This is a genomic window from Pseudomonas sp. Bout1 (assembly GCF_034314165.1).
Lineage (GTDB): Bacteria > Pseudomonadota > Gammaproteobacteria > Pseudomonadales > Pseudomonadaceae > Aquipseudomonas.
In genome coordinates, this window is the sequence record NZ_JAVIWK010000001.1 from 2,354,529 (window position 1) to 2,367,235 (window position 12,707).

Sequence of the window (12,707 nt, forward strand, 5' to 3'; positions counted from 1 at the left end):
ATTTTGGAAATTGTTGAAAATAAATTTGACAGCTTTCCAATACGCCATTAAGATTCGCCCCGTCCTCACCGACGAGGGGCTATAGCTCAGCTGGGAGAGCGCTTGCATGGCATGCAAGAGGTCAACGGTTCGATCCCGTTTAGCTCCACCAATTTACAGGTTCAAGGTCTGGCCACACCGTCCTTGAATCGATCAGGTCTCAGCTCTGATCAGTTGTATAGAAGGTTTGTGTCCCCTTCGTCTAGTGGCCTAGGACACCGCCCTTTCACGGCGGTAACAGGGGTTCGAGTCCCCTAGGGGACGCCAGTTTCAACAAGCAGCTCGAAAGGTCTGCTGCGCCGCGAGGCGAAAAATCCGGGGCTATAGCTCAGCTGGGAGAGCGCCTGCATGGCATGCAGGAGGTCAACGGTTCGATCCCGTTTAGCTCCACCAATTTACAGGTTCAAGGTCTGGCCACACCGTCCTTGAATCGATCAGTTCTCAGCGCTGATCAGTGTATAGAAGGTTTGTGTCCCCTTCGTCTAGTGGCCTAGGACACCGCCCTTTCACGGCGGTAACAGGGGTTCGAGTCCCCTAGGGGACGCCACGATTACCCGCTCTGCGGGATTTTTAAGGGTCATTCAATTATTGAATGGCCCTTTTGTTTGTCTGGCGTTCAGCCAATCCTCCTGCCTCTTCCCCAACTTGTTCTTCTGACCAATGGTCATGCCGGTGGCTTGCGAAATATTATTATGGTAATAATATTCGAAGCATGAGATTCGGAGGCAACGATGAACGATAAAAAAGCACAAACCCGCGAACGCATTTTGCAGGCTGCTGGCGCCGCCTTGATCCAGCGTGGCCCGGCCGAGCCGAGTGTCGGCGAAGTGATGGGCGCGGCAGGGCTCACCGTCGGTGGTTTCTACGCGCACTTTGAGAGTAAAGATGCACTGATGCTGGAGGCCTTCACCGAGTTGCTGGCCCGGCGCCGCGCCGCTGTTGAAGACATGGACTCGACGCTGACCGGCGAGGAGCGTCGCGCTCTGGTTGCCGCGTTTTACCTGTCGCGCAAGCACCGCGACTCCACCTCCCAGGCGTGCCCGATCCCGGCCACGGTAGGCGAGATGAGCCGCTTGCCGGATGAATTCCGTCAGGCCTTGAATGAACACTGTGAACTGATGGCTGCCCAGCTGGCCGCCACCCCTGAAGACACCGACAAAGCCCTGGCTGACATGGCGCTGATGATCGGCGGCTTGTCGCTGGCTCGCGCCCTGGGCCCGGGTGAGCTGTCGGACCGTGTGTTGCGTGCGGCCAAGTCCGCAGTACGTTAAGAACGGCTTCGGGCCTGAGGAATGAGCGATGGGTACATTGAAATGGATTCGTGGCGTCAATGGCACCCTGGGCCGTCTCGCGCCGCAAACCGTGGCCAGCAAGATGCGTCGGGTGTTCATGACGCCCCGGGATCTGCCGCCTCGTGACTGGGAGCTGCCGTTGCTGGCGCAATCAGAGCGCATCACCTTGCGTTTCGGCCTGTCGGCGCTGAAGTGGGGCCAAGGCCCTGCGGTGTTGCTGATGCACGGCTGGGAAGGGCGCCCTACGCAGTTTGCCAGCCTGATCACGGCGTTGGTGGAGGCGGGGTATTCGGTGATTGCGCTGGATGGCCCGGCTCACGGTCACTCGCCGGGGCGCGAAGCCCATGTGCTGCTGTTCGCCCGCGCCATGCTGGAGGCTGCCGCCGAGTTGCCGCCGCTGCACGCGGTGGTCGGTCACTCGATGGGTGGCGCCAGTGCGATGCTCGCGGTGCAGTTGGGGTTGCGCACCGAGTCTTTGGTCAGCATTGCCGCACCGTCGCGGTTTCTCGATGTACTGCGCGGCTTTGCCGGCATGGTCGGCCTGCCGGCCCGAGCGCGTTCGGCGTTTATCCAGGAAGTCGAACTGACGATGGGCATGCCCCTCAAGCACCTCGACGTGGCCCACTATCAAATGAATATCCCGGGCCTGATCGTGCATGCCGAAGACGATACCTTCGTCTCGGTCAAAGCCTGCCAGGTCATCCATGACGCCTGGTTCGACAGCCGCCTGCTGCGCCTGGAGCAGGGCGGGCACCAGAAAGTGCTGGCGGACCCGCGCGTGATCGAAGGCGTACTGGCGCTGCTGGCCGGCCGCCACGTGCCCGAGCGCCAAACCGCCTGAACCATGGGTTACACTGCTCGCCGCCGACATTAATCGACCGGGAGCAGCGCATGGGCTGGGATTTGGCAACGCCGTTTATCATCGATCTTCAGGTCGGTACCGAAGACATCGACGGCCTTGGGCACGCCAATAACGCCGTGTACGTGTCCTGGCTGGAGCGCTGCGCCTGGCGCCATTCCCAGCGCCTGGGCCTGGACCTCACCGAGTACCGCCGGCTCGATCGCGCCATGGCCGTGGTGCGGCACGAGATCGACTACCTCGCCGCCGGCTACGAAGGCGACGAGCTGCAGTTGGCGACCTGGATCGTCGATTGGGACCAGCGCCTGAAAATGACCCGCCGCTTCCAACTGGTACGCCCACGTGACGGCGCCACCTTGCTGCGTGCGCAAACCACCTTTGTCTGTATCGAGCTGTCCAGCGGCAAGCCCAAGCGCATGCCGTCGGAATTTCTTGAGGGTTACGGCCCGGCGCTGCAAGGCGAGTTACCCTCCGGCGCCTGAAACCCGTAAACTGCGCCACGTTTTTCGTTGAGTGTTTTCCATGCAAATTGCTTTGGCGCCCATGGAGGGGTTGGTCGACAACATCCTGCGGGACGTGTTGACCCGTGTGGGCGGTATCGACTGGTGCGTGACCGAATTCATCCGCGTCAATGACCGCCTGCTAACCCCGGCCTATTTCCACAAGCTCGCTCCTGAACTGTTGCACGGTGCCCATACTGCCGCGGGTGTGCCGCTGCGCGTGCAATTGCTTGGTTCCGACCCGGTGTGCCTGGCGGAAAACGCGGCGCTGGCGTGTGAGCTGGGCTCGCAGGTAATTGACCTCAACTTTGGTTGCCCGGCCAAGACCGTCAACAAGTCGCGCGGTGGCGCGGTGCTGCTCAAGGAGCCGGAGCTGCTTAACCAGATCGTCGAACACGTTCGGCGTGCGGTGCCGGCGCACATTCCCGTCACCGCCAAGATGCGCCTGGGCTTCGACAGCCCCGACGGTGCGCTGGTATGTGCCACGGCCCTGGCTGAGGGCGGCGCGGCGCATATCGTGGTGCATGCGCGCACCAAGGCCGACGGTTACAAGCCGCCGGCGCACTGGGAGTGGATCCCGAGGGTGCAGGACGTGGTCAAGGTGCCGGTGTTCGCCAACGGCGATATCTGGAGCGTCGAGGATTGGCGGCGCTGTCGGGAAATCAGTGGCGTGGAGGACATCATGCTTGGCCGTGGCCTGGTGGCCCGCCCCGACCTGGCGCGTCAGATCGCAGCTGCACGGGCGGGTGAAGAGGTGGTGCAGATGACATGGGCGCAGATGCAGCCAATGCTCCAGGAGTTTTGGCGCCAATCCGTCGAGCAATTGACCGAGCGCCAGGCGCCGGGACGTTTGAAGCAATGGCTGGCAATGCTCACGCGCAACTATCCTGAAGCGGTCGAATTATTTACCAAGATGCGTCGGGAAACCGACCTGGAGCAGGTAGGGCGATTGTTGGGCATGCCCGATTCGGTGGCGCTGCAAAATTGAGTTTGGATATATAAACGTTTCTATCCAGTAGTCGAGGGCGCCGTGGGCGCCCTTTTTTTTGCTTGAAATAAGGTGTTGATCGCTGGAACGCCATCTTTTGTTGAGTTGTATCTCGGGTTTTTAGTTGCTTTATATATGTGAGCTGGTTTTTTGTTTGCTACAAGCTCTTGCAGTTTTAAAGCCAGGAACTTTTAAGGTTTGTCGTTGGAATATCAGGGTGCGCGCGATAACACAGGTTTGAGTTGCGGGTATGAACAAGTGATTTCATTGATTTGCTTCAAGGGCTGAGTGTTGCCTGATATATCCGTTTTGCGCATGGCGAGAACCAGTCAGTGCACGATTTTTCGCCGGGCGTCCATAGGATAATGTGCGGATTCCTATTTAATGTCCTTATGTGAAGGCTGACTTTCGGAACTTGATCCTCGTAACTCCCACGAAAGTAGGGAGTGTGCAGCACTCGGGTTTATTTCCAGTCCAGAACCAAGACGATCTGTTTTCAGGCCGCTGACGGTGTTTTGGCAATCACTGAATAAGGATTTATGTATGTCTAACGTGTCGCTCAATAACTTCCCTCGCTTGACTACTGACTTCAATCAGCAGGGAGCGGAACTGCCCAAGGCAGTCGATCACAAGGCTGCCGATATTTCAGCGAATTCAGCCCGCACGCTATTGAAAAATTCCACTGCTGTTCCTGCGCAAGGAAACGTAGCGCTCAACAAGGACGCATTCGAAAAGTTAGTTGAGATGTTTGAGTATGTGTTAAGGGCGATGCGCAGCATGCTGTCTGGGCCGAAGGCGCTTCCTACGGTGGTCCCCGATGCTGCTCCACTGCCAAGGCCTGAGAAAAGTGGCGATTGCGCGGTGAAGAACAAGCTTGGTGGGAGTACCGATGCGCCGAACGCTGTGCCCGGAGACAAGGCCGGGAATACCCCGGCGGTTCCGCGTCCAGGGTTCAGCGTACCGTCTGAGTTTCAAACGTTATTGAGCAAAGACCCGCTGACGAATAACCGCAGCAGTGCCGATGTAAACGTTACGGTTCAGGTGAAAAATTGCTATTGCCCTCACGCTGATACACCGAAGGCAGACGTGATAAGGCCGGACGCACCGAAGCCCGACGCACCGAAACCGGATGCACCGAAGCCGGACGCACCGAAGCCCGTCGTACCGATGCCCGTCGTACCGAAGCCCGACGTACCGAAGCCGGATGTACCGAAGCCGGATGCACCGAAGCCCGTCGTACCGAAGTCCGACGCATCGAAGCCGGATGCACCGAGGCCGGACGCACCGATGCCCGTCGTACCGAAGTCCGACGCACCGAAGCCGGATACACCGACGCCCGACGCACCAAAGCCTGATGCGCCGACGCCAGACGTAACAGCTCCCGGGCCCGCCGAAGATGACGGGTCTGAGGTCTCCAGCCACGACAGGCGACGTGCCTATGACAACCACTGGCGTTTTAACCCGGGCCGCCGAGTAAACAGGTAAGTCAGCAACTTCTGTGTTTTTTATCAACAAGGCGCTTTCCGGTTAATACACATCGGGAAGCGCGCGATGAAGGATGGCTGTATGTCTTGTACAGAGATTGGTAGCGCGGGCATCACTGGAAGCTACCACCCACACTCGCAGTCTTGCTCGATACGGCGGCGGCCGATTACGGAGCAGGTATCGGCGCAGGTGCCCTTGTCATTCGGTAATAACGCGCCAGGTGGCGTTGGTGATACAGCCAGCGACGGCCCGGTATTGGCGAAGCTCGTAGAACTGTTCAACCAGTTTTTTACCCAGTTGCAAAGCTTGCTGGCAGGCAAGGCGCTGGTGAACACCGTTCCGACGCCAGTAACGCCTGCGCCTACGGTGCTGCCCAAGCCGGATGCACCGTCTCCGGGGCCCGGCCCACAGGTGCTTCCCGACCTTTCCGATAAGCGCAGTGGTGCCAAGCCCGACAATATATGGAACGGCTTTCGCCAAGGCCCCGACGGTAATTGCGTGACCATTTCGGCGATCAAGGCGGCGATGGCGAAGTTCGGTCAAAGCCCGACCGGTATCTTTAAATCTGTTCAGCCCACGGCTGAGGGCTATCACGTCGTCATGCGTGATGGGTACACCCTGGATTTGAAAAAGACCGAGTTGGATAAAGCGAAACGGGGTTCCAGGTTTGTCCCGATGCGCGATTCCGGGATGCTCAAGGATGCGCACTTCCTGTTTGCCTGCAGTGCCAAGCGGGCAATGTTGGAAAACAACGACGGGACGGCAGGAAAGAGTATCGAAGCCGCAATAAAGAGCCTCAACAACGGTGAAGATGAAACCGGCCCCGGGGAAGGTTTCAAGCGCCTGGGCCTGCGCGACCACATGAAAAGAGTACCGGTCAGTGCGTTTGCTGATAAATCGTTGATCGGAATGGTCAACCGGGGCGCGCATTCGGTGGCGGTGGTTGATGGCTGTGAAGAGTTGTACGGTCGCAAAGCCGGCAGGCCACGCTTTGGACAGGCTGTCGCGTTGGTTGATTCAAAGCGTTAACAGGTCGCTCAAAAAACCACGGAAAAACGGGTGCATATCACGTCCGTACAGCAGGCTCTGTATGCCGTGTTTATGCACTTTTTTGTTGTGTGTTTGTTTTTAAAAAGGGATGTTTATGATGGGTATGAATACGCGGGTTGCCACGGGTGTGGCGGCCCATCAGTTCTTGCAAGTAAGGGGCAGGAGTAAAGCGCCGTTAGATGTTGTAAAGGCATTCAATGCCACCGAGCGACAGTTTGGTGAGCACGCCGATACGAGCAGCCACGTTGCCGTTATCCAAATGATGATGATGACGTTCGGCCCGGCGCTGGCCGATCTATTCAGCGAAGTAAGGCGTGCCGGCTCGGGGCATGACGTTACATTGAAAGACGGCTATAAACTGCATGTTTCTGATCAAGAGTTGCACCGTACCGCCGTAGCGTCGAAGTTTGTCGGTAATAATCCCGGTGCAATGGAAACTGCGAATTTTGCGTTGGCGGTCTTTATCAAGCGCAAACAATTATCCAGCACCGACAGCCGCATCAACACGCACTTTGACACAGCGTTGTCCACGTCTTTACAGGGTGAAACCGTGTTTAACCTGCTCAAAGGCATGGGAATGAACCCGTTTGTACGGCAGCTCCCCACGGACGAGCTCGCAGGCAAGGGGACGGTTGGTGTCATGGCCGTTCATGACTTCGGCGCCTCATTGATCCGCAACGGGGTGGCGCATCGTTTTGGCCGTGAATACACACCCAGCCGCCCGTATGTCTACGTGCTGGAGACGGTTGAACCACGCTCCAGCGTGCTCCCTCAGCTCAAACACCGTGGGCAGAATGTGCCGGTGGCCCCGGTCAATATTCCGCTCGTAGATACGCCTTCCAATGGGCGAGGAGAGAAGCGGGCTGAGATTCTCGACGGGTTTAACGCCGTTGAGCGAGGGTTCAATGAGGTGTTTGATGTCAGCAGCCATGCCTCGGTCATAAAACTGATGATGATGAGGTTTGGCCAAGGCGCTACCGATATGTTCGAAAGTGTCATTCCCGCAGGCGCCGGCTTTGACATCACGATGAAGGACGGTTTCGAACTTCATCTTTCCGGGCAGGAGTTGCAACAAATGACTGGCGCATCGCGGTTCGCTGGTAGTAACCGCGACATGGTGCAGCAAGCTGACTTTATGCTGGCGGCTTATACCAAGCGCAAACAGATGACGCGTGCCGACCTGACGCCGGGCACCTCGTTCGAACAGGTTTTATCGAGCACGCTCAAAGGCGATACGCAATACAACGTGTTGAAGGGAATGGGCATGACGGGCTTTTTGCGCATCGTCTCACCCGCCAGGATGCAGGAGCCGGGCGCGGTGGCGGTGGTCAGTACTTCCGGGTATTCCAGTGCGTTAGTGCTGGATGGCGTACAGCACAGCCCGGGTAATAAACGATCGGTGGGCACGTCCTACGGCTACATGCTTGCCGAAGCTATACCTGAAGGGCGGCCCATTGATTCAGGCTTGCGAAGCTCTGCCTTTTCCGATGTGGCAGTCGGCATCCCGCCGGCCAACATCTGGAGTGGGTTCTATCAAGGCGTAGAGGGTAACTGTGTCACGGTTTCGGCGATCAAGGCGGCGATGCTGCGCTATGGGCAAAGTCCGCGAGGCATCTATAAAAACATCACCGAAACCCGCGAAGGCTATACCGTGACTCTGCGCGACTCCAGCAAAGTGAACCTGACGCACGCAGAACTGAAACAGGCCCGGGAAGGCTCGAATCTCAAAGGCCCTGACGCCGGCCTGCTCAAGGATGCGAACTTTCTGTACGCCGTCAGCGCCAAGCGTGCGCAAATGGAAAACCACGAGTTTCGTGCCGGCGAGAGCTTTGAAGTGGCCATGAGCACGCTTAACGATGGCGAGGTGCCTGGCGATGCATTGCGACGTCTGGGCCTGTACGCCTTTACCCGACGCGTCAGCGTTCAGGCGCTGGCAAACGGTGCAACCGGTACGTTGGCGAACTTCGGGCACTCGGTTGTCGTCAAGGAGGGTTTTTTTGATTATTACGGGTCTAAAATCCCACTGAAAGCTTCAAGCTGGATGCGCGACGACGGCGACGCGCTAATGTTGGTGTAGGTTAAAAGCACAGAGTTTTGAAGGTCTCGATGGCAGGTGGGGCATCAACTACCGTGACCCGTTGCTCGTCATGCTGTGTGCCTTACTCCGATGACCTGGCTTGGGTGGTGCGCTTCAGGATCTGCCTGAACCCCTCCACCGGCAACGGCCGGCTGTGCAGGTAGCCCTGGTACAGATGGCACCCAAGCCCTTGCAAAAACACCAGTTGCTCGGGGGTTTCCACACCTTCGGCAATCACCTCCAGGTTAAGGCTGCGTGCCATGGCCACGATTGCGCGGATGATCTCCGCATCGTTCGGGTCATGGGTGGCATCGCGCACAAACGACTGGTCGATCTTCAGCGCATCCACCGGCAGGCGCTTGAGGTAGGTCAGTGACGAATAGCCGGTACCGAAGTCATCCATGGCAAAGCTCACGCCGAGCTTTTTCAGGCGGCGCATTTTGCTGATGGTGTCGTCCAAATTCTGGATCACGATGCCTTCGGTGATTTCCAGTTTCAGCAGGCTGTAGGGCAGTTGATGGTGCTTGAGGCTGCGCTCTACCCGTTCTACAAAGTCGTTCTGGCGAAACTGCCGGGGGCTGATGTTCACGCACAGGCTGAAATTCAACGGGTCCACCAGGCCCTCTGCGATCAATTGTTGGAAGGCGGCGCACGCTTCGTCAAGGATCCAGGTGCCGACTTCAAGGATCAGGCCGCTGTCTTCCAGCACCTTGATGAACTCCGTTGGGGATTGCGCACCCAGTTGCGGATGTTGCCAGCGCACCAAGGCTTCGGCGCCCACAATCTGGTTGCCACGCGCATCCACCTGGGGTTGGTAATGCACGCTGAACTCGCCGCGGGACAGGGCCAGGCGCAAATCGGTTTCCATGCGCAGGCGCTCGCTGGCGGTTTTTTGCATGCTGTTGTGGAACATCTGGATCGTGTTGCGCCCCGAATCCTTGGCTCGGTACAGGGCGATGTCGGCGCGCTTGAGCAAGTCTGCCGGGGTTGAGCCGTGATCAGGAATCAGTGCCACGCCGATGCTGGGCGTGACTTGCAAGCGGTGGCCGTCGAGAAACATCGGTTCAGACAATAGTTCGCGCAGGGTATCGGCCAGCTCCTGGACCTGGGTGCTGACTTGCGGGCGTGAGCCTTCCAGCCCGCTTAGTAGCACGACAAATTCATCGCCGCCCAGGCGCGCCACGGTGTCTTCCATGCGCACACTGGCTTCGAGGCGGGCGGTGACGATTTTTAGCACGGTGTCGCCCACCGGGTGGCCGAGGGAGTCGTTGATGTGCTTGAAGTGGTCCAGATCGAGGAACAGCAGGGCGCCCCGCAAGTTGTGGCGCTTGAGCAGGGCGATCTGCTGGCTCAGGCGATCCATCAACAGGGCGCGGTTGGGCAGGTTGGTCAGCGGGTCGTGATAGGCCAGGTGGCGAATCTGCGCCTGGGCGTTCTTCAGCAGGCTGACGTCCCGGGCGGTCAGCAGCAGGCACGGGGTTTCATTGAGGGTAATGGGCTCCACCGACACTTCAACCGCCAGCACTTCACCGCGCTTGTTGTGCCAGAGCATTTCCAGATGGTGAATGCGGCCCTTGATCTGCAACTCGGCCAATAACGCTGCGCGCTGGTTTTCGTCCGCCCAGATGCCGATCTGGTACAGCGTCAGGCCAATGGCCTCTTCGGCGCGATAGCCGGTCAGACGGCAGAAACCGTCATTCACTTCCACGTAGCGCCCGGTATCGCGCTCGGTGATCGACACCGCGTCGGGGCTGGAATGAAAAGCCTTGGCGAATTTTTCTTCGCTGGCCTTGAGTGCTGCTTCCGAGCGCTGCTGCTGGGTGATGTCGCGCAACGTGGTGACGATGCAGGGCTGGTCGCCGACCTGGATCAGGCGGCTGGAAATCACACAGGTCAGGGTGTGGCCGCTCTTGTGATGAACGATGATTGCCACATTGCTCAGGGACTGTTCGCGAATCACCTGTTCGATGCGTTGCAGGCGCTTTGTGGACTCATCCCACAAGCCGATTTGCTCGGCGTTGTTGTTGAGCACCTCGGCGGCTGTCCAGCCAAACGTCTGGGTGAAGGCCGGGTTGATCTCGATAAACTGGCCAGTCTCCAGGCGCGTCACGCAGATCGGGTCGGGGCTGGCGAGGAACAGGCTGGCGAATTTTTCTTCGGACGCGATCAAGCGTTGTTCGCGCTCAACCTGGTCGGTGATGTCAAGCAACGTGCCGGCCATGCGCAATGGCACGCCCAGGTCATCGCGATACAGGCGGGCGCGGCTTTCCAGGTAGCGCGAGCTGCCGTCTTCCAGTTGCACGCGATAGGTCAGTTGATAGTTGCCCGCCGGGCCTTCGCGCAGGGTGCGGTAGGCATTGCGCATGCTCTCGCGCTCTTCATTGGGCATGCCTTCAAAAAACGCCTCGAAGGATTCGTGGAACGGTTGGGGCTCCAGCCCGTGCAATTGGGCGGCCCGGGCCGAGCCGTAGAGCATGCCGCTGGGAATGTGCCAGTCCCAGGTGCCCAGCTGTGCCGAGTCCAGGGCCAGGTCCAGGCGCTCCTGGCTGTCCTTCAGGGCTTGCTCGGCGTTTTTGCGCTCGGTGGTGTCGAGGAAGGTGCTGATCAGGTAGTCCTCGCCGTCCAGCTCGACTTTTTGGGCGCTGAGGGTACCGTCGTGGACCTGGCCGTTGCTGGCGCGAAACTGCACGTCCATGCTGATGGGCGCGCCTTTGCGCTGGGTGGCCTTGACCAGCAGCGCGCGTTGCTCGGGGTGCACCCAGAGGCCCAGGTCCAGCGTGCTGCGGCCAATGGCATCGACCAGCGGCCAGCCGAACAGGCTCTCGAAATACTGGTTGGCTTCGCTGATCAAACCGTCGGCCTGACGGGTCAGCAAGACCATCAGCGGGCACAGGTGAAACAAGGTGGCGAAGCGTTTTTCCGAATGGCCGAGGGCGTGTTCGCGCTCGCGCTGGTGGGTGATCTCGCGGATTACCCCGATCATTCGCCGGCGCCCGGCCTTGTCCGGCAGCAGGCTGCCATTGATCTCCAGCCAGTGCAGGCTGCCGTCGGGCCATTGGATGCGATGGTGCATGGCCTGGGCAAAGGGCTCGCCGGCCAGCACGGCATGAAAGGCCCGCACCACCTTGGCGCGGTCCTCGGCGGCGAGCAGGTCCAGGTACTCAAGGTCTGCAGGCAGCGGCTGGCGCGGGTCAAAACCGAACAGCGCCTGGGTGCCCCGGGACCAGCTTATCCGGCCGGTATCGATTTCCCAGCTCCAGGCGCCCAGCCGGGCTGCGTTAAGCGCCGCCAGCAGTTGCGGCGCGCTGTCCCAGCTTTGTTCCGCCTCCTGTGGGTCCAGGGCATAGATGCGGGGCAGGGGTGGCACGGAATCGACGGGGTTGCGCATTAATCAGAGGCCTTGGCTCAATGGGCATTCGGCGCGGGGTTCACAGTCTAAGTTCCGCACGGTTTCATGCCGGGTTCCCTGGCAGATCGACCTGTGCATCCAATAGGCTCATGAAAGCCCGCGCAGCGTTCGACAGCGTCCTTTCGGTGTGCACGATGTAGCCTAGCTGGCGACTGAGCTGTATGCCCGGTAAAGCGATGCGTGCCACCTGCTCATCGAGCATGGTGCGCGGCAGCACGCTCCAGGCCAGGCCAATGGAGACCATCATCTTGATGGTTTCCAGGTAGTTGGTGCTCATGGCGATGTTCGGCGTCAGGCCCTGGGCCTCGAACAGCCGCCGCACAATATGGTGGGTAAAGGTATTGCCACCGGGAAACACCGCCGGGTGCCGGGCGATGTCCGCCAGGCTGACGCTGACGTTGCTGATCAGGCTGTGTTCCGGCGCCACCACGAAATCCAGCGGGTCGTCCCACACCGGGGTAGCGCGCACCAACGTGTGGGGCTCCGGCGCCAGGGTGATCACGGCCACTTCGGCGCGGCCATGGAGGATTTCTTCGTAGGCCACTTCTGAATCGAGAAACTGAATGTCCAGCGCGACGTTCGGATATTCCCGGGTAAACGTGCGCAGCACCGGCGGCAGGCGATGCAGGCCGATGTGATGGCTGGTGGCCAGAGTGAGGCGCCCGCTGACCTCGCCGGTGAGGTTGGTCAGGGCGCGACGGGTGTCGTCCAGCACGTTGAGAATCTGATAAGCCCGCGGCAGTAATGCTCGCCCGGCTTCGGTGAGGCCGACTTCGCGCCCCAGGCGGTCGAATAGTCGCACCTTTAATTGCTGCTCCAGGCCGGCGATGCGCTTGCTGATGGCCGGTTGGGTCAGGTGCAGGCGTTCACCGGCGCCGGAGAAGCTGCCGGTCTCGGCGATGGCGATAAAGGCATTGAGGTTGGCCAGATCCATTGTGCTATTCCAGTTGGTAATCCAAAGCATAAAAAATATGAATTTGAGTTATTTAATGTAGCGCCATACCATCA

Annotated in this window: 9 protein-coding genes and 4 tRNA genes; 11 read left to right on the forward strand and 2 right to left on the reverse strand. The window is 59.3% G+C overall.

Annotation, left to right across the window (positions count from 1 at the left end; all coding sequences use genetic code 11):
* Positions 1 to 75 precede the first annotated feature (75 nt).
* The 11 genes from RGV33_RS10795 (at position 76) to RGV33_RS10845 (ending at position 8,290) form a co-directional block, all read left to right on the forward strand.
* A tRNA-Ala gene (locus tag RGV33_RS10795) sits at positions 76 to 151 on the forward strand.
* Positions 152 to 230: 79 nt separating this feature from the next.
* Positions 231 to 306: transfer RNA gene (locus RGV33_RS10800), tRNA-Glu, on the forward strand.
* A 50-nt stretch (positions 307 to 356) separates the two neighbouring features.
* Positions 357 to 432: transfer RNA gene (locus RGV33_RS10805), tRNA-Ala, on the forward strand.
* 78 nt (positions 433 to 510) lie between these two features.
* A tRNA-Glu gene (locus RGV33_RS10810) sits at positions 511 to 586 on the forward strand.
* Positions 587 to 770: 184 nt separating this feature from the next.
* Complete coding sequence (locus tag RGV33_RS10815) at positions 771 to 1,310, forward strand: TetR/AcrR family transcriptional regulator (RefSeq protein WP_322144262.1); 540 nt, start codon at positions 771 to 773, stop codon at positions 1,308 to 1,310.
* 28 nt (positions 1,311 to 1,338) lie between these two features.
* Entirely contained in the window at positions 1,339 to 2,172 is an 834-nt protein-coding gene (locus RGV33_RS10820; protein ID WP_322144263.1) for an alpha/beta hydrolase, read from the forward strand.
* Positions 2,173 to 2,222: 50 nt separating this feature from the next.
* Positions 2,223 to 2,672, forward strand: coding sequence for an acyl-CoA thioesterase (locus RGV33_RS10825; protein ID WP_169387636.1), 450 nt, complete (start codon positions 2,223 to 2,225; stop codon positions 2,670 to 2,672).
* A gap of 40 nt (positions 2,673 to 2,712) precedes the next feature.
* On the forward strand, positions 2,713 to 3,678 hold the full coding sequence (locus RGV33_RS10830; protein WP_322144264.1) for a tRNA-dihydrouridine synthase: 966 nt from the start codon (positions 2,713 to 2,715) through the stop codon (positions 3,676 to 3,678).
* A 543-nt stretch (positions 3,679 to 4,221) separates the two neighbouring features.
* Positions 4,222 to 5,163, forward strand: coding sequence for an adhesin (locus RGV33_RS10835; RefSeq protein ID WP_322144265.1), 942 nt, complete (start codon positions 4,222 to 4,224; stop codon positions 5,161 to 5,163).
* Between the two features lie 81 nt (positions 5,164 to 5,244).
* Positions 5,245 to 6,192, forward strand: a complete 948-nt coding sequence (locus RGV33_RS10840) for a hypothetical protein (RefSeq protein WP_322144266.1) — start codon at positions 5,245 to 5,247, stop codon at positions 6,190 to 6,192.
* 118 nt (positions 6,193 to 6,310) lie between these two features.
* A complete protein-coding gene (locus tag RGV33_RS10845; protein ID WP_322144267.1) occupies positions 6,311 to 8,290 on the forward strand; it encodes a hypothetical protein in 1,980 nt (659 codons plus the stop codon).
* 82 nt (positions 8,291 to 8,372) lie between these two features.
* Here the strand turns inward: RGV33_RS10845 and RGV33_RS10850 are convergent, their stop codons facing one another.
* Both RGV33_RS10850 and RGV33_RS10855 read right to left on the reverse strand, forming a co-directional pair.
* Positions 8,373 to 11,678, reverse strand: coding sequence for an EAL domain-containing protein (locus RGV33_RS10850; RefSeq protein WP_322144268.1), 3,306 nt, complete (start codon positions 11,676 to 11,678; stop codon positions 8,373 to 8,375).
* A 64-nt stretch (positions 11,679 to 11,742) separates the two neighbouring features.
* A complete protein-coding gene (locus RGV33_RS10855) occupies positions 11,743 to 12,633 on the reverse strand; it encodes a LysR family transcriptional regulator (protein WP_322144269.1) in 891 nt (296 codons plus the stop codon).
* Positions 12,634 to 12,707 lie beyond the last annotated feature (74 nt).

Coding starts and splice junctions, on each gene's coding strand:
- RGV33_RS10850 (WP_322144268.1), bottom strand. CDS start 11,678: ATGCGCAACCCCGTCGATTCCGTGCCACCCCTGCCCCGCATCTATGCC.
- RGV33_RS10855 (WP_322144269.1), bottom strand. CDS start 12,633: ATGGATCTGGCCAACCTCAATGCCTTTATCGCCATCGCCGAGACCGGC.
- RGV33_RS10820 (WP_322144263.1), top strand. CDS start 1,339: ATGGGTACATTGAAATGGATTCGTGGCGTCAATGGCACCCTGGGCCGT.
- RGV33_RS10840 (WP_322144266.1), top strand. CDS start 5,245: ATGTCTTGTACAGAGATTGGTAGCGCGGGCATCACTGGAAGCTACCAC.
- RGV33_RS10825 (WP_169387636.1), top strand. CDS start 2,223: ATGGGCTGGGATTTGGCAACGCCGTTTATCATCGATCTTCAGGTCGGT.
- RGV33_RS10830 (WP_322144264.1), top strand. CDS start 2,713: ATGCAAATTGCTTTGGCGCCCATGGAGGGGTTGGTCGACAACATCCTG.
- RGV33_RS10845 (WP_322144267.1), top strand. CDS start 6,311: ATGGGTATGAATACGCGGGTTGCCACGGGTGTGGCGGCCCATCAGTTC.
- RGV33_RS10835 (WP_322144265.1), top strand. CDS start 4,222: ATGTCTAACGTGTCGCTCAATAACTTCCCTCGCTTGACTACTGACTTC.
- RGV33_RS10815 (WP_322144262.1), top strand. CDS start 771: ATGAACGATAAAAAAGCACAAACCCGCGAACGCATTTTGCAGGCTGCT.